Below are 15,231 nucleotides of genomic sequence, written 5' to 3' on the forward strand. Positions count from 1 at the left end.
GGGTGCATGACGGCGTGGCTGACGGTAGTGGGCATCGGCGACGACGGTTACGCGGGGCTCGGCCGCGCCGCGCGCCGCGCGCTGCTCGACGCGACGCTCGTCGTCGGCGCGAAGCGGCATCTCGACATGCTGCCCGCACGGCTGCCGGCCGCGCGCGAAGCGTGGCCGTCACCGTTCGACCTTGCGGGCGTGCTTGCACGGCGCACGTCGCCCGTCTGCGTGCTCGCCAGCGGCGACCCGATGCTGTTCGGCGTCGGCGCCACGCTCGCGCGCTCGCTGTCCCCTGACGAATGGCGCGTGCTGCCCGCGCCGTCGTCGCTGTCGCTGGCGGCCGCACGCCTCGGCTGGGCACTGCAGGATGTCGGCGCGGTTTCGCTCGTCGGCCGTCCGCTTGCGGCGCTCGCGCGCCACCTGCTGCCGGGCCGCCGCCTGTTCGTGCTGAGCGCCGACGGCCGGACGCCGGCCGCCGTCGCCGCCGAACTCGTCGCACGCGGCTTCGGGCCGACGCGCATCAGCGTGTTCGAACATCTGGGCGGCCCGCTCGAGCGGCGTCTCGACGGGCTCGCGCAGGACTGGCGCGTCGACGAAACGGCCGCGCTCAATCTGGTCGCGCTCGACTGCCGGGCCGGCCCCGACGCGCCGCGCCGCGCGCTCACGCCCGGCCTGCCCGACGATGCGTACCGCCACGACGGCCAGCTCACCAAGCGCGACCTGCGTGCGATGACGCTCGGCCGCCTCGCGCCCGTGCCCGGCGAGCTGCTGTGGGACGTCGGCGCCGGCAGCGGCTCGATCGGCATCGAATGGATGCGCGCGCATCCGTCATGCCAGGCGATCGCGATCGAAGCGCATGCGGAGCGGCAGCGCTTCATCGAGCACAACCGCGACGCGCTCGGCGTGCCGGGCCTGCAACTCGTCGCGGGCCGCGCACCCGAGGCGCTCGCGGGGCTCGCCGCGCCCGACGCGATCTTCATCGGCGGCGGGGCGACCGCGGCCGGCGTGCTCGACGCGTGCTGGGCATCGCTGAAGCCCGGCGGCCGGCTGGTCGCGAACGCGGTCACGCTGCAGGGCGAGCTGGCGCTCGCCGCATGGCGCGAGACGCATGGCGGCACGCTCACGCGCGTGTCGCTCGCGCATGCCGAGCCGCTCGGCCGCTTCGACACCTGGCGCCAGCCGCTGCCGGTTACGCTGTACGACGTGCGCAAGCCGGACACGGTCGACATGGCCGACACGGCGGCTTCGCCGGCCACGACGCATACAACGGACGCGTGATGCGCGACGAAACCCCCGAACAGCCCGCGCCGCTACGCTTCGGCTACACGACCGGCAGTTGCGCGACCGCGACGTCGCTCGCCGCCGCACGGCTGCTGCTCGCGGGGCATGCGGACGACGCGGTCGAGATCGTGCTGCCGAAGGGGCAGCGCGTGATGCTGCGGCTCGAGTTCTGCCGGACGACGGCCGACGGCGCGGAAGCCGGCACGATCAAGGATGCCGGCGACGATCCGGACGTCACGCACGGCGCGCTGATCTTCGCGCGTGTCGCGCTCGCGGCGGCGCCCGGCGTGCGTTTTCATGCGGGGCCGGGCGTCGGCACGATCACGCGCGCGGGGCTGACGCTGCCGGTCGGCGAACCGGCGATCAACCCGGTGCCGCGCCGGATGATGACGACGCACCTGGAAGCGCTGGCGGCCGAGCATGGGTATGCGGGCGGCTTCGACGTGACGATCGGCGTCGAGGGCGGCGAGGCGCTCGCGCAGAAAACGATGAACCCGCGCCTCGGCATCGTCGGTGGGTTGTCGATCCTCGGCACGACCGGCATCGTGCGGCCGTTCTCGTGCTCGGCCTATATCGCGTCGATCCATCAGGGCATCGACGTCGCGCGGGCGAACGGCATCACGCATATCGCCGCGTGCACGGGCAACGCAAGCGAGGATGCGATGCGCGCGCACTACCACCTGCCCGACATGGCGCTGATCGAGATGGGCGATTTCGCGGGCGCGGTGCTCAAGCACCTGCGGCGCGCGCCGGTCGCGCGGCTGTCGATGTGCGGCGGCTTCGGCAAGCTCAGCAAACTCGCGGCCGGCCATCTCGACCTGCACAGCCGCCATTCGAGCATCGACCTGCCGCTGCTCGCGCAGTGGGCGGCCGAGGCCGGCGCCAGCGACGCGCTCCAGGCGGCGATGCGCGCCGCGAACACGAGCCAGGAAGCGCTGAAGCTCGCGCACGCCGACGGTGTGCCGCTCGGCGATCTCGTCTGTGCGCATGCGCTGCGCGTCGCGCGCGACATCGTGCCGCCGTCGGTTGCGGTCGAGATGTTCGCGATCGACCGGCAGGGCCGCTTCGTCGGGACAGCGCGATGAGCGCCCGCATCCTGCTGCTCGGCGGCACCGGCGACGCACTGAAGATCGCGCGCTCGCTCGGCGCGCATCATGTCTATAGTCTCGCCGGCCTCGGCAAGACACCCGACGACTTGCGCTGCGACGTGCGGGTCGGCGGTTTCGGCGGCGCTGCCGGGCTGGCCGCTTATCTGCGCGACGCCGGCATCGGCCTCGTGATCGACGCGACGCATCCGTATGCCGCGCAAATCAGCGCGAATGCCGCCGCCGCGGCGCGTGAAGCGGGCGTGCCGCTGTGGGCGCTGCGCCGCGCGCCGTGGTCGCCGCAACCCGGCGACGACTGGCGCATGGTCGACGACTGGGCCGGCATCGAAGCCGCGCTCGCGCCGTTCCGGCGGCCGCTGTTCACGCTCGGCCGCGAACCGCTCGCACATCTCGACGCGATCCCGCCGCACCAGTTCTGGCTCGTGCGCTGCCTCGACCCGCATCCCGGCAACGCGCGTGCGCAGGTCGTCGCCGCACGCGGGCCGTTCACACTGGACGGCGAGCGCGCGCTGTTCGCGCTGGCGGGCATCGACGTCGTCGTCAGCAAGAACAGCGGTGGCGCGGCCACCGAAGCCAAGCTCGACGTCGCGCGCGAACGCAGGCTGCCGGTCGTGATGCTGCGCCGGCCGCCGCTGCCCGACGCCGACCGCGCGTTCGACTCGGCCGCGGCGCTCATCGACGCGCTCGATCCGGCCGCGCGCGCATGACGCCGCGCGGCCGGTCATCCCATGAATTGACGGAGATTTTTCGATGACGGTGTATTTCATCGGCGCGGGCCCCGGCGACCCGGAACTGATCACGGTGAAGGGCCAGCGCCTCGTGCGCACGTGCCCGGTGATCCTGTATGCGGGTTCGCTGGTGCCGGCCGCCGTGCTCGACGGCCATCGCGCGGAGCAGGTCGTCAACACGGCCGAGTTCGACCTCGATGCCATCGTCGCGCTGCTCGCCGCCGCGCACGCGAAAGGGCAGGACGTCGCGCGCGTGCATTCGGGCGACCCGTCGCTGTACGGCGCGATCGGCGAACAGATCCGCCGTCTCAAGACACTCGGGATACCGTACGAAATCGTGCCCGGCGTGACGGCCACGGCCGCATGCGCGGCGACGCTCGGCGTCGAGCTGACGCTGCCCGGCGTCGCACAGACGGTGATCCTCACGCGCTTCGCGGGCAAGACGACGATGCCGGAAGGCGAAGCGCTCGGCTCGCTCGCCGCGCACCGCGCGACGCTCGCGATCCATCTCGGCGTGCGCCATCTCGCCCGCATCGTCGACGAAGTGCTGCCGCATTACGGCGCCGATTGCCCCGTCGCGGTGATCTATCGTGCGAGCTGGCCGGACGAAGAACGCGTGACCGGCACGCTCGCCGACATCGTCGGCAAGGTGCGGGGCACGCAGATCGAGCGCACCGCGCTGATCCTGATCGGGCGCGTGCTCGACGCCGAAGGGTTTGCGGATTCGACGTTGTACGCGAGTGCGGGTTGATTACTCACGGGCACGGCGTTCGCGCAGATGCGTGCAGCGCGCCGCGCCGATCGTGATCGCACCGCTGACGAAGTAGATCGGCGCGGCCGATTCGCCGAGGATCAGGATCGACGCGGCGATGCCGACGACGGGGGGGCGGGTTGAGCACAACCACGCTCCAGTACGATGCGTTGCCGCGCGCGCCGCGAACGTTGCTTCCGGGCCATGTCGACGATGTGCGTTCGGTGTCGCGCGTGCAGTCGCGCCGCAGTCGATCACAAGGACATTGCTGAGCGGCGGCCGCAGCCGAACGGCAACGGCCGTGTTCCCCGTCCCGCGCTAGGCACGCGCAACACGCCGCGCGAGCCGCGGTGCAAACCCCGCGGCCAGTGCGAACAGCGCGACACACAGGCAGGCCATCGCGACCCATGCGGGCGTCAGGTCCGCGAGATGCTGGCGCACGATGCCGGCCGCGAACGGAAACAGCCCGGCGATCAGGTAGCCGATGCCCTGCACGAACCCCGTCAGCGACGCGGCATCGGCCGGCGTCGCCGCATGATCGACCGTGACGATCAGCGACAGCGGAAACAGCGCGCCGATCCCCGCGCCCATCAGCAGCGCGGCGGGCAACGCGAGCGCTTCGGGCGCGGCCAGCATCACCAGCAAGCCGACGAACAGCGACGCGATCGCCGCATGCAGCGCAGGCCGGCGATCGGGCAGGCGGTCGATCGTCGCGGAGATCGTCAGGCCTGCGACGACCTCCGCGAGCGTCACGCCGCCGAGCAGGCTGCCGGCCGCCGTCGGCGACCAGCCGAGCCGCATGTAGTAGGGCGGCAGCCACGCGAGCACGAGCGTGTACGCGCCGGTCGCGATGCCGAAGAACAGCGCGAGCCGCCACGCGCGCGGCGAGCGCGACGGCCGCGCATGCGTTGCCGACGCCGGCCCGGCGGCGAGCGTGTTGCCGCCGCGGCTGGCCAGCGGCCACGCCAGCGCGGCCACCGCGGCCGGCAGCGCCCAGCCCGCGAGCGCGGCGAGCCAGCCCCAGCGGGCCGCGGCGAACGGCGCGACGACGCTCGCGAGCACGGCGCCGCCCATGATCGACGTCGAATAGACGCCCATCGCACCGCCGATCCGCGTCGCGAAATGGGCCTTCACGAAGCCGGGCAGCAGCGCCTGCACCATCGCGATCCCGACACCCGCGCAGCAGGCGCTCGCGAGCAGCAGCCACGCGTGCTGCGCGCCGATGCGCGACACGCAGGCCAGCCCGATCAGCGCGACGCCGAGCCACACGCCGCCCGCGATGCCGGTCACGCGCTGCAGGCGCCGCGCACTCAGCGCGCCGAGCCCCATCAGCAGGATCGGGATCGTCGTCAGCAGGCTGGCCGCGCCGTCGCCGATGCCGGTCGCGCGCTGGATCATGTCGAGCAGCGGGCCGACCGCGGCGAGCGCCGGCCGCAGGTTCAGCCCGACGAGCACGATGGCGGCGAGCCGCCATCCGGGGGAAGTGAAGCGATTCATCGCAAGGCCCTCGAAATCGGTGCGCGGCCCCGGAAGGGCGCCGCGCGATTTTCATGTAAAGTATCTCGGCATCAAGATAAACGCCGATTTATCTCGACGTCAAGATAACTGGCAGGCCGAGGAGGGTTAATGGATCAGGTGGATCGAGCCGCGCATGCGCTCGCGCAATGGCGTAACGAGCGTCCGGATCTCGACGCGTCGTCGATGGTGGTGATGGGGCGGCTGCAGGAAGCGGCGCTCGTGATCGCGCGCGACCGTCTCAATCCGCTGTTCGCGCGCTACGGGATGCAGCCGGGCGAATTCGACGTGCTCGCGACGCTGCGGCGCGGCGGTGCGCCGTTCGCGCTGACGCCGACGGCACTGTACGACGCGCTGATGATGTCGTCGGGCGGAATGACCGCGCGCATCGACCGGCTGCAGAAAGCCGGCTGGGTCGAGCGCCGGCCGAACCCGGCCGACGGGCGCGGCACGCTCGTCGCGCTGACGGATACCGGCCGCGCGCTGATCGACGAAGCGGTCGTCGCGCACATCGACAACCAGCGCGCGTTGCTGGCCGTGCTGTCGGATGATGAGCAGGCGCAGTTGTCGCGACTGTTGGAGAAGCTGCTGGCGGGGCTGGGGAGCGGGGCGCCGGGAGAGCCGGAAGGCAAGTAGCGCCGCGGAATGCGTCATGCACATGCACGCCGCGGGCAAAGACAAGGGTCTTCGTGAATTTTCGTGGATGTCGCTTGGCGACCCGAAGCGGACGATCAACGCGCCTTAAAGTGGGCATTCATTGGTTACTCGGGCGACAGTTTGATCCGTCAGCAAGAGAATCTGAGTGACGGAACCCGCGAATGCCCTGCCCAAGGTCGCCGCGAACAGTACGAACAGCGCCGCCAGGATGACGCGATCGCGCCCGAAACGGCGGGCGAGCCACGGCGCCGGCAATGCCAGTAGCCCCATGAGCACGTCGGGGATCGACGGTAGCAATGGCCCGATCGAACGATGCCCGGCCGCAGACTCACACCAATCAGCACCAGGCAAACGAGCCCCACGGCAAGCGACATCGGATTGTTGCGCCGACCGTTTCCGACCGGTATTTCCAGCGGTGCACCCACATCGCTCACTTCGTGATTGAACTGATTACCCGACATGCTCTCGATCCTCAAGGCTGTTTACGGGGCGGCCATTGACTGACGCCCCGGCGCAGCAGGTCAGGCAACGGCGTCCGGAAGGAAACCTGCATCGATCTCGATCTTCGACAGGTGCGCGACCGTGTTGACGAGCGTCTTGCCGGCCACGGCCATCGCAATCGCCACCGCCGCGCGGCGGTCGAAGCCTGCCGCCTTCAGCGCGTTCACGTCGCTATCCGATACCTGCGTGCGCTTCGATGCGATCGCTGTCGCGAACTGGCGCACCGCTTCGAGCTTCGGATCGGCAAGCGCGCCGCCGGTACGCAACGCGTCGACCACGTCGGCGGGGGCACCGAGCCTGCCGGCCAGCGTCGCGTGGACGGCCACGCCATAGTCCGCGGCATTCACGCGGCTCGCGGCCGCCATTGCGACCTGCTGCGCCACCGCATCGAGGGTCGTGGTACCGAGAGAATGAAGCCACTGCAGGTAAGCCGATAGCACCGGCGGTTCGACCGCAAGCGCGTGGCCGAGATTCGGCACGAAACCGAATACGCCGCGCATCGCATCGAACAGCGGCTGCGCCTCCGCCGACGCAGACACGTCGTCCAGTGCGCCAAACAGCGCCTGACCTTGTGCAACGTCCAGCGTGCGGGCGAAGAACGCGCGAATGATGCCGGCCACTTCGTCCAGATGCGATTCGAGCGGGAAATGACCGCCATCGACGAAATGCACCTCGGCATCGGGGATATCACGCTTGAATGCCTCGGCTCCCGCAGGCAGGAAAAACGGATCGTGCTTGCCCCACACCGCCAGCGTCGGCGGACGATGCGTGCGGAAGTATTCGTGGAAGCGCGGATAGGCTGCGACGTTCGCCTTGTAGTCGCCGAACAGGTCGAGCTGGATATCGTCGTTACCCGCGCGGTCGAGGAAGTGCTGGTCGAGCGTGTAGCTCTCCGGCGCAATATGCGACGTGTCCGCCTCACCATGCTGGTACTGGAACTGCGTGGTGCCGGCCGTCAGGAAACCGCGCAGTTGCTCACGGTTCGCATCGGACGGGTCCTGCCAGTAAGCACGCATCGGATTCCAGCCGTCGCTCAGGCCTTCCTCGTACGCGTTGCCATTCTGCGAGACGAGTGCGGACACGCGATCCGGGCGCGACGCAGCCAGGCGGAAGCCCACCGGCGCGCCGTAATCGAAAACGTACAGCGCATAGCGCGTCAGGCCGAGCGTGTCGGTAAAGCGCTCGATCACTTCCGCGAGATGGTCGAAGGTGTAGCCGAACGTCTTCGCTTCCGGGGCGTCGGAGAAGCCGAAACCGGGCAGATCCGGCGCGATCACCCGGTACTTGTCGGCGAGACGCTCGATCAGCCCGCGATACTGGTGGCTCGAAGTCGGGAAACCGTGCAGCAGCAGCACCGCGGGCGCGTCCTTCTGGCCGGCTTCCCGGTAGAACAGATTGAGGGCCGAGCCGGTACGACGATCGGCGACGGAGGTGGTTTGATACGTCACGAGTGTGGACATCGAAAATCTCCTGAATCACGGAAAGAGGCGTCGGCCTGAATTATCTGTACCGAACGATCGGTACAGTACGTCCGGAAATTGCGGACGTCAAGGGTTGATTTAACGAGCGAGGCAACTTACCCTTCCGCTTGTACCGAACGATCAGTACTTTTGGGGAAGCGAAAAGATCTATGGCCACTGCTCAGGCATCGAAGGACGAAATCATTGACCGGCTGTTCACGGTGTTCCGGGATCGCGGCTTCGAGGGTGCGTCGATCACCGATCTGTCGCGCGCAACCGGTCTCGGCAAGTCGAGCCTCTATCACCACTTCCCCGACGGAAAGGAGCAGATGGCCGAGGCCGTGTTGGAGCGCGCGACAGCGGTAATCGACAGCGAAATCCTGAACGCGGCGCGATCGTCCGGCACGCTAAAGGCCCGCATTCGCAAAATCGTGGCCACGCTGGACCAGATGTACGTCGGTGGGCGCGCCCCCTGCGTGCTCGGTCAACTCGCCACGGCCAATATCGGCTCGGTTGCGAAACAGGGTTTGTTGCTGGCGTTTTCGCACTGGATCGACGCCATCGAAGCTTTGGCGCGTGAAAGCGGCATGTCGCCGGCACGGGCGCGGCATTTCGCGGAGGACTGGGTTGCTCGCCTGCAAGGGGCGCTCATCCTGCAGGCGGCAAACAGCGATCTCGGGCCGTATAAGCGGGCCATGGCCGCGTTGCTCGAACTTTCGAAGGACGGCAAGGATCACGCTCCGGAGTAAGTCTCATCGCCACCTTCTGATGGCGTCTGGTGATTCCGGAGGCTACATGGGGTATCGGCAGGCGAATCGCACGCACCGAACTGTCCGTTGCCGCGCGCGGCATGTGACGCTCCGGCTACCCCTCAAATATTTCCAGAGTCAACCGGGCGACTCGCCCACGCTGCATCTAGATAATCGTGTCCCGGTAAATAAGGCTTCAGCAGAAAGGGATGACGCCGCGTCAGCCCATCCGCGAAAAAATACCAGTCGCCGATCGAGCTTTGATCCGCTTCGTACGTCTTGTCGCGGGGAACGCGCTGCTGGATCCGGGGCCACAGGTCGGCATGTAAATCGCGCCATCGCGACGGCCTGCCGTTGTCGATCGCCGGGATGAACGTCTTGATGCTGTAGCAGTCGTCTCGCACTTCACCCACAAATACGCCTTCTTCGCACGCGAGGCCCAACTGCAACCATTTCTCCCGGTAGATCCACGGCTGCAACCAATAAATATTCGCCATGGCGGTGTAGAGGCGTGTGCGAACCTCGTCCTCGCCAGTTCGGCCCGTCCGCTGAATGATCCGTTGCATCGCATGCTGGCTAACCTCGATCCGGTACATGAGACCGTCTTCCGGCCGAGCCGCTGACGAACAGACAAGGAAGAAGAAATCCAGCCCGCCAGCGGCGCCACGTTGCTCGAACAATCCGCAGTACAGGGTCATTTCGCCAAGGCGTATCAGCGGAAACGTGACCAGGTGCTTGTCGAGTTCTGGCTTCAGCACACGTTCCATGTAGCGGAATGCCTTCCTGCCGCTCATCCCGGGTCGCCATTGCTTTGATACCCGCTTTATCGCGCCATCAAATACCCTGAGAAACGTGAACTGAGACGTCGCGTCTGAAATGGATCTTGCTCGTCCCTTCGCTATACGCGGATCTACGAAGCGCGGATGGTCCATGATTCATCGGACCTCTGCCGCATGCGGTCGATGTGCCGGGTCGGCCACAACGGGAAAGTCGATGTGGGTCCTGGCCACTTCGTTGAGGTAGTTGGTGAAGACATTCACGGCGACCAGTGCAACGATTTCGACAATCCGTGCGTCGTCGTAGCCCGCACGCCTCACTGCGGCGATGTCGGTATCGCTGATATGACCGCGCTGTCTGGCTACGCTCGCAGCGAATTTCACGACCGCTTCGGCCTTCGGATCCTTCGATCCACCGCTGCGGTTAAGTTCAATTTCGTCCGGGGATAGCTTTGCGAAGTTGGTGGCGAGAAAACGATGCGCGGACAGGCAGTAGTCCGATCCATTGACTTGCGCAACCGCCAACGCAATGCGCTCACGGTTCCTGGAATCGAGCGTGGTGGACAGGCCGTCCTGAAAAGCCGCAAATGCTGCCAATGCGACCGGGCTGCTGCCGATGAGACGGTAGAAATTCGGCACGACGCCCAGCTTCTGATAGACAACGTCCAGTATCGGCTTACTCTCGACTGGAGCATCGTCTCGCGTAGAGATGTGCAAACGGGACATCGACTGTTCCTTCACGAATCGCCGCGCCCGTCAGGCGCGACAATCCAACGTGATTGCTTCAATAGATGTGTTCCGACCGACCACGCGCGCATGGAGAATTGCGCATGGTCAGAACGGAGCAACCAGCCATCGAGACCAGGCAGCCGGACACTTCATACGGCGCCCAGTCCTCCCGGGCTTCAGGCGGCCTCACGGGCCCGGGTCTGAAGCGGCGGGAACGTCGCGTCGATGTCGGTCTTGAACGTGTTGTTGAAGAGGTTGGTGATGAAGCTGAACGCGGTCTCGGCGACGATGTCAACGATCTGCTCGTCGGTGTAACCCGCAGCACGCACGGCTTCGACATCAGCGTCCTCGATGTGACCGCGCGACGTGGCGATCTTGTAGGCGAACTGCAGCGCGGCGTCGGCCTTGGGATCGGTCGAATGACCGACGCGGTTGAGTTCCATGTCTTCCGGCGTCAGCCCCTGCAGCTTGGCGCCGAGATAGGTGTGCGCCGACAGGCAGTAGTTGCAGCCGTTCACTTCGGCGGTCATCACGTGGATGCGTTCCCGGGTCTTGTGACCGAGACTCTTGCCGAGCGCGCCGTGCATGTCGGCGATCGCCTTCAGTGCATCGGGGGATTGCGAGATCAGGGCGAAGAAGTTCGGGATCACGCCGAGAACTTTTTCGTAGTTCGCGAGGATCGGTTGCGCTTTGGCGGGAGCAGCTTCTTTCGAGGGGATTGCAAGGCGGGCCATGAGATTTCTCCGTTGATCCGAGCCACTGCGGCTTCGGTAGGAGAGATAGTAGGGACTTCCGCCCAAAACAATAATTGGCTATTTTCGAGAACCGACCTTCCATTCAACGAAAGTATCGAGGAATGGGAAAGGGGCGCATTCGGTAGAGCGAACGCCTGTCAGGCCTTACCCAGCTCCGACATCGCCGAGCGCAACCGGTCGGTTGCGAAGTCGAGGAAGACCCTCATCTTGAGCGGCAACAGCCCGCGCTCTCCGTGGATGAGACTGACAGGAATCGACTCGACATCGAACTTCGGAAGGACGTGGACAAGCTCCCCGGTGCGGAGCGCGGCATCGCAGTGGTAGCGGTAGACCCTCGTCAAACCGGTGCGACGGAGCGCTGCCTGTACGGCAGCCTCAGCGGTGGTGACGGACAGGCGCGGAATGATGTTGACATTGAAATCACGTTTGGTTGCCGGATCCCGAAACCACCACGTTGCGGTGGAAGGGCCAGTGAAGACAACGCACGGAAGCTTTTCCAGGTCAGTCGGGTGTTTGGGTTTGCCGTGCGCAGCTAGCAGGTCCGGCGAAGCGCACACCAGTGTATCCATAGCGCCAACACGGGTTGCAATCATGTTGCTGTCCGGCAAGGTGCCGATGCGAACGGCCATGTCAACGTGGTCATCATAGAGATGAAGGTTCCGATCGGAGAGAACCAACCGGACGTTGATCTCGGGATAGGCAGCCAGGAAGTCCGTGACAATGGGCAGGATGTACATATGGCCAAACAGCACCGGCGCGGTGAGAACCAGCTCTCCGCGTGGAGTGGTGTACTCGCCGGCCGCAGCTCGTTCGATTTCCTCGATCTCTTCCAAGATGCGTTTGGCGGACTCGACGTAAGCCTGGCCGGCATCGGTCAAGGTCAGCTTGCGCGTTGAACGATGCAGCAATTTCGTGCCTAGGTACTCTTCGAGTTCCGTGACCTTCCGGCTGACGGTCGGGAGCGGCATGTTCAAAGCCTTCGCGGCCGCAGTGAGGCTACCTTTTTCGATCGTGAGCAGCACGATCGACATTGCTTCCAGTCTATCCACTTAATCTTCCACCCAATGAAAGATGATTCATGGATACAAAATTATCATTTTTCTGGGTGAAACATTCGGAGTGCGCCGAATGAATGCTGCGGATGGCTGCTTCTGGCCGAGCGCGGCCGGCCGCCGCTCGGTGATGCATGATCGGCGCAGATCGACCCGATTCAGACATTTAGCTCCACCGAAGGCTGCCTTCCAATGCAGTGCCCAAGTGGCGGGTCGAGCAAGCAGTGCGAGGGCGGTCAGCTGGACGCGATTCTGCTAGCGATCTGGGCTGCACTTGCCAATTTGAATGCTCAGATCATCGGGACGCTCGGCATCCCCGCCACGCCCCGAAGCCAGAAGCGACTCGTACTGCTTTGAGTCTTCCCGCTTAAGTTGTTGCCAGTAGCCTTGGCTTGTATACGCACCCCGATACACAAGTTCAAATCTGCGCGAATCCTTGTCAAAGTTAGCGTCGGCTAACCCGGGCCGACATAGCTGCCAAATGTGAAGTCGTTTTCGACACATGTCGCCAAGAGCATTTTTCCGTCAAAGAAGGCCCAGTTTGCCTTCGGATCGCGGTTGAGCAAAGTACGGTACTCGGCGATTTTCGAATCGTCTTCAGTTAATCGACGCAACACAAATTCCTTACCGGGCTTGAACGCTTTGGGCGCCCACGTGGTTGTCTTACTGTCGTAATGCAGACCTGCAGACTGTTCGACGACACAGGCATATGCGCTTGGCTCAGCCGAAACACTGTCAACCTTCGCCAATACCAGTAGTGCGAACAGCCAACGCCTAATCATTTTTTGTCACCCTGAATAAGGCAAAGGTTAAGCACGAATTCCGTTTCTGTAATCATTTGCATCTTATGACTTCACAGAATCGATCAGTGTCTTTCGAGTGGAATCCCGCCTATCCGTCAGTTCCATGTTCTTCTCAAAATTTTTAGGAGAGAGGCCCCCGGCCGAAAGCTCACCCTCGTGTTCTTCCTGGAACTTCCACCATTCGCGATATGCTTGGAGGAAGGTCTCCAGATTCTTGAAAACTGCCGGGTTGCAGGCTTCAATCATGTCGTAAAGTTCGAAAGGCATGTAAAACTCATAGTCCGAGACTTCGATATCACGAGCAACCGTCACAATCACTTGCGACTCAAACCACGCGACATTCTCACGAGTCATCGTCAACATGCTTGCTCCTTGTCTAAAAGATTGAAACCCCGTTGCCCTGCATTCGGCCGTACAGGTGGCAATTATCAACAATTTAGATGCGGGTGTGAAGGTCCGTTTCTGGCCGAAGCCCGGCGCATCTCGCTGTGGCCGCGTTCAGAATACCTCGAACGAGCACCAGTCTGGCACAAACCCCTCGAAGATAAAAAAGTCTTCGATATACGTGAGGCCAAGCTTTTCCAGAGATCTCATGCATTCGTCGGCTGCATCACCTCCAAAAAAAGGACCAAGCGATACCAGATTGTCAGATTCGTCAAAGTATCTACCAAGATTGAATTCGGTCATGACCATTGACAGGTCGACGTTCTTGGCCGAAAGCGCGGCCCGCCGGACAACAATTCCGAAATCCCGGGATACTTTCATCGATGTGGAGCTTGAGTGAATGAGTCGCCACGATTGTCGGCGATCTATGTGCCGAGGTCGAGTGACCGAAACTGGCCGAAAGCGGTCGCCCAGCAGTAGGCGTCGCATCAGGCGAAACCAAGTTCGAGAAGCTCAAATTGGATACTCGAACATTCCGATGTAGACCAGTTCGAATCCTTCGCCTTGCACTGACCTTGGCGATTTTATCTGTTCGCAATTTATGAAAATCAGCGCGTTCGCATCTCCCAAATTTGCGGCGCGCGCCGCTTCACATAGCGCTTCCGACCATTTGTCCGAGTACGAGTGAGGTGCAAAGAACTCTTCCAGTGAAGTACCCGACTGTCGCAGCCCTGTTTCCATGAAGTCATGGTCACAGAAGAACTCACCTTGGGAGCCGTAGAACTCGGAAACTGGTCGACTTTCATCCTCGCCGTAGTGTTCTGCGAGAAAGCTTGAAAATCGGGAGGTGTCAGTTATCCGGCCAAGATAGAAATGAGAAGCTTCCATTCTATGCATCGTTGGTTGGCTCCCCTTGAGCGCAAAGAAATTTGTATTCCTTCACCTACTGAGCGGCTGCTTCTGACCGAACACCGACCGTCTCCCCAGCATTCCCCGGAAAATCGCAAAGCCCCCGAAAGCCCGCCGCCCAATGCGGCGGGCGTTTCAAGTCCACAGCTACGCGGGCCGGACAACGCGCGACCCACCCAGCCGCTCAGCCTCGCGCCGGAATATTAAGCCCACGCGCAACGGCCGGACGCGCAACAAACGCATCGAGCACCCGCTTGACGTTGCGGAATTCACTGAAGCCGACCAGATCGCCCGCTTCATAGAAACCAACAAGATTTCGCACCCACGGGAAGATCGCGATGTCGGCGATCGTGTAGGTATCGCCCATCACCCACTGGCGGTTCGCGAGATGCGCGTCGAGCACGCCGAGCAGGCGCTTCGACTCGTCGACGTAGCGGTCGCGCGGGCGCTTGTCCTCGTAGTCGCGGCCGGCGAACTTGTGGAAGAAGCCGACCTGGCCGAACATCGGCCCGATGCCGCCCATCTGGAACATCACCCACTGGATCGTCTCGTAGCGGCCCGCGAGATCCTTCGGGATCAGCTGGCACGTCTTGTCCGCGAGATAGATCAGGATCGCGCCCGATTCGAACAGCGGCAGCGGCTTGCCGTCGGGGCCGTCCGGATCGATGATCGCCGGGATCTTGTTGTTCGGATTCAGCGACAGGAACGCGGGCGAGAACTGGTCGTTCGTGTCGAAGCGCACGAGGTGCGGCTCGTACGGCAGGCCGGTTTCCTCGAGCATGATCGACACCTTGACGCCGTTCGGCGTCGGCAGCGAGTAGAGCTGGAGACGGTCGGGATGCTGGGCCGGCCACTTTTGCGTGATCGGGAAGGCGGACAGATCGGGCATGAAGGTTCGCTCGTCGAAGTGAATGACTTGCGCACCGTCCTTGCTGCCGCGCGCCACGACCGGTGGCGCGGCGGCGGGACGGCGCGCGCCGAAAACGCCCACTGTAGCCGATCCCGGCGATCGATGCCGACGACGGCCGCGCGCGACGGCCGCCAAGGGTCACCAATGGCCGCCACACGTCCGCCGCACGCCCGG

General features: G+C 64.4%; 18 protein-coding genes. 6 read left to right on the top strand and 12 right to left on the bottom strand.

Annotated elements, in window-relative coordinates; all coding sequences use genetic code 11:
- The first annotated feature begins 6 nt into the window (after positions 1-6).
- Genes cbiE through cobM form a run of 4 tightly spaced genes read left to right on the top strand, consistent with a single transcriptional unit; the run spans position 7 to position 3,857 of the window.
- Complete coding sequence (gene cbiE / locus ACTJLD_RS01985) at positions 7-1,269, top strand: precorrin-6y C5,15-methyltransferase (decarboxylating) subunit CbiE (protein ID WP_440657839.1); 1,263 nt, start codon at positions 7-9, stop codon at positions 1,267-1,269.
- The gene (locus tag ACTJLD_RS01990; RefSeq protein ID WP_440657840.1) at positions 1,269-2,357 is read left to right on the top strand and encodes a cobalt-precorrin-5B (C(1))-methyltransferase; all 1,089 of its coding nucleotides are present in this window, start codon (positions 1,269-1,271) and stop codon (positions 2,355-2,357) included. Before cbiE ends, ACTJLD_RS01990 begins: the two co-directional genes overlap by 1 nt.
- Entirely contained in the window at positions 2,354-3,085 is a 732-nt protein-coding gene (locus ACTJLD_RS01995; RefSeq protein WP_440657841.1) for a cobalt-precorrin-6A reductase, read from the top strand. Before ACTJLD_RS01990 ends, ACTJLD_RS01995 begins: the two co-directional genes overlap by 4 nt.
- Positions 3,086-3,128: 43 nt before the next feature.
- Complete coding sequence (gene cobM / locus ACTJLD_RS02000) at positions 3,129-3,857, top strand: precorrin-4 C(11)-methyltransferase (RefSeq protein WP_124671884.1); 729 nt, start codon at positions 3,129-3,131, stop codon at positions 3,855-3,857.
- On the opposite strand, the gene ACTJLD_RS02005 is transcribed toward cobM, so the two are convergent.
- Both ACTJLD_RS02005 and ACTJLD_RS02010 read right to left on the bottom strand, forming a co-directional pair.
- Positions 3,858-4,007: a hypothetical protein gene (locus ACTJLD_RS02005; RefSeq protein ID WP_440657842.1), complete on the bottom strand. Its 150-nt coding sequence runs from the start codon at positions 4,005-4,007 to the stop codon at positions 3,858-3,860.
- A 168-nt stretch (positions 4,008-4,175) separates the two neighbouring features.
- Positions 4,176-5,354, bottom strand: a complete 1,179-nt coding sequence (locus ACTJLD_RS02010) for an MFS transporter (protein WP_060084876.1) — start codon at positions 5,352-5,354, stop codon at positions 4,176-4,178.
- Positions 5,355-5,492: 138 nt separating this feature from the next.
- On the opposite strand from ACTJLD_RS02010, the gene ACTJLD_RS02015 reads away from it, so the two are divergent.
- Entirely contained in the window at positions 5,493-6,008 is a 516-nt protein-coding gene (locus tag ACTJLD_RS02015; RefSeq protein WP_060084983.1) for a MarR family winged helix-turn-helix transcriptional regulator, read from the top strand.
- Positions 6,009-6,550: 542 nt separating this feature from the next.
- On the opposite strand, the gene ACTJLD_RS02020 is transcribed toward ACTJLD_RS02015, so the two are convergent.
- Positions 6,551-7,990 carry an alpha/beta fold hydrolase gene (locus tag ACTJLD_RS02020; protein ID WP_175863856.1) on the bottom strand — a complete coding sequence of 480 codons (1,440 nt, stop codon included), beginning with the start codon at positions 7,988-7,990 and terminating at the stop codon, positions 6,551-6,553.
- A 170-nt stretch (positions 7,991-8,160) separates the two neighbouring features.
- Here ACTJLD_RS02020 and ACTJLD_RS02025 point away from each other — a divergent pair, with 170 nt between their 5' ends.
- Positions 8,161-8,739, top strand: coding sequence for a TetR/AcrR family transcriptional regulator (locus ACTJLD_RS02025; protein WP_059858382.1), 579 nt, complete (start codon positions 8,161-8,163; stop codon positions 8,737-8,739).
- A 122-nt stretch (positions 8,740-8,861) separates the two neighbouring features.
- Here ACTJLD_RS02025 and ACTJLD_RS02030 read toward each other — a convergent pair whose 3' ends face one another.
- The 9 genes from ACTJLD_RS02030 to ACTJLD_RS02070 form a co-directional block, all read right to left on the bottom strand.
- A complete protein-coding gene (locus ACTJLD_RS02030; RefSeq protein WP_440657845.1) occupies positions 8,862-9,533 on the bottom strand; it encodes a hypothetical protein in 672 nt (223 codons plus the stop codon).
- 141 nt (positions 9,534-9,674) lie between these two features.
- Positions 9,675-10,241 (bottom strand): carboxymuconolactone decarboxylase family protein, encoded by a 567-nt coding sequence (locus ACTJLD_RS02035; protein ID WP_440657846.1) that lies wholly within the window; start codon positions 10,239-10,241, stop codon positions 9,675-9,677.
- A gap of 179 nt (positions 10,242-10,420) precedes the next feature.
- On the bottom strand, positions 10,421-10,978 hold the full coding sequence (locus ACTJLD_RS02040; protein WP_440657848.1) for a carboxymuconolactone decarboxylase family protein: 558 nt from the start codon (positions 10,976-10,978) through the stop codon (positions 10,421-10,423).
- Positions 10,979-11,136: 158 nt separating this feature from the next.
- Complete coding sequence (locus ACTJLD_RS02045; protein ID WP_059700264.1) at positions 11,137-12,048, bottom strand: LysR family transcriptional regulator; 912 nt, start codon at positions 12,046-12,048, stop codon at positions 11,137-11,139.
- Between the two features lie 458 nt (positions 12,049-12,506).
- Positions 12,507-12,833 carry a hypothetical protein gene (locus tag ACTJLD_RS02050; protein ID WP_155637886.1) on the bottom strand — a complete coding sequence of 109 codons (327 nt, stop codon included), beginning with the start codon at positions 12,831-12,833 and terminating at the stop codon, positions 12,507-12,509.
- Positions 12,834-12,896: 63 nt separating this feature from the next.
- Positions 12,897-13,217 (bottom strand): hypothetical protein, encoded by a 321-nt coding sequence (locus ACTJLD_RS02055; RefSeq protein WP_060172243.1) that lies wholly within the window; start codon positions 13,215-13,217, stop codon positions 12,897-12,899.
- 135 nt (positions 13,218-13,352) lie between these two features.
- Positions 13,353-13,619: a hypothetical protein gene (locus ACTJLD_RS02060; RefSeq protein WP_060180831.1), complete on the bottom strand. Its 267-nt coding sequence runs from the start codon at positions 13,617-13,619 to the stop codon at positions 13,353-13,355.
- A gap of 132 nt (positions 13,620-13,751) precedes the next feature.
- Positions 13,752-14,126 (bottom strand): immunity 22 family protein, encoded by a 375-nt coding sequence (locus ACTJLD_RS02065; protein ID WP_175755829.1) that lies wholly within the window; start codon positions 14,124-14,126, stop codon positions 13,752-13,754.
- Between the two features lie 205 nt (positions 14,127-14,331).
- On the bottom strand, positions 14,332-15,036 hold the full coding sequence (locus ACTJLD_RS02070; RefSeq protein ID WP_440657851.1) for a glutathione binding-like protein: 705 nt from the start codon (positions 15,034-15,036) through the stop codon (positions 14,332-14,334).
- Positions 15,037-15,231: the final 195 nt, after the last annotated feature.

This window comes from Burkholderia sp. 22088, assembly GCF_052045915.1.
In the GTDB taxonomy this organism is placed as follows: Bacteria; Pseudomonadota; Gammaproteobacteria; order Burkholderiales; family Burkholderiaceae; genus Burkholderia; species Burkholderia cepacia.

Bases quoted from the DNA above. Each gene is read 5' to 3' on its own strand.
- cbiE (WP_440657839.1), top strand. From the start codon at position 7: ATGACGGCGTGGCTGACGGTAGTGGGCATCGGCGACGACGGTTACGCG.
- ACTJLD_RS01990 (WP_440657840.1), top strand. From the start codon at position 1,269: ATGCGCGACGAAACCCCCGAACAGCCCGCGCCGCTACGCTTCGGCTAC.
- ACTJLD_RS01995 (WP_440657841.1), top strand. From the start codon at position 2,354: ATGAGCGCCCGCATCCTGCTGCTCGGCGGCACCGGCGACGCACTGAAG.
- cobM (WP_124671884.1), top strand. From the start codon at position 3,129: ATGACGGTGTATTTCATCGGCGCGGGCCCCGGCGACCCGGAACTGATC.
- ACTJLD_RS02010 (WP_060084876.1), bottom strand. From the start codon at position 5,354: ATGAATCGCTTCACTTCCCCCGGATGGCGGCTCGCCGCCATCGTGCTC.
- ACTJLD_RS02020 (WP_175863856.1), bottom strand. From the start codon at position 7,990: ATGTCCACACTCGTGACGTATCAAACCACCTCCGTCGCCGATCGTCGT.
- ACTJLD_RS02025 (WP_059858382.1), top strand. From the start codon at position 8,161: ATGGCCACTGCTCAGGCATCGAAGGACGAAATCATTGACCGGCTGTTC.
- ACTJLD_RS02030 (WP_440657845.1), bottom strand. From the start codon at position 9,533: ATGAGCGGCAGGAAGGCATTCCGCTACATGGAACGTGTGCTGAAGCCA.
- ACTJLD_RS02035 (WP_440657846.1), bottom strand. From the start codon at position 10,241: ATGTCCCGTTTGCACATCTCTACGCGAGACGATGCTCCAGTCGAGAGT.
- ACTJLD_RS02040 (WP_440657848.1), bottom strand. From the start codon at position 10,978: ATGGCCCGCCTTGCAATCCCCTCGAAAGAAGCTGCTCCCGCCAAAGCG.
- ACTJLD_RS02050 (WP_155637886.1), bottom strand. From the start codon at position 12,833: ATGATTAGGCGTTGGCTGTTCGCACTACTGGTATTGGCGAAGGTTGAC.
- ACTJLD_RS02055 (WP_060172243.1), bottom strand. From the start codon at position 13,217: ATGTTGACGATGACTCGTGAGAATGTCGCGTGGTTTGAGTCGCAAGTG.
- ACTJLD_RS02060 (WP_060180831.1), bottom strand. From the start codon at position 13,619: ATGAAAGTATCCCGGGATTTCGGAATTGTTGTCCGGCGGGCCGCGCTT.
- ACTJLD_RS02065 (WP_175755829.1), bottom strand. From the start codon at position 14,126: ATGGAAGCTTCTCATTTCTATCTTGGCCGGATAACTGACACCTCCCGA.
- ACTJLD_RS02070 (WP_440657851.1), bottom strand. From the start codon at position 15,036: ATGCCCGATCTGTCCGCCTTCCCGATCACGCAAAAGTGGCCGGCCCAG.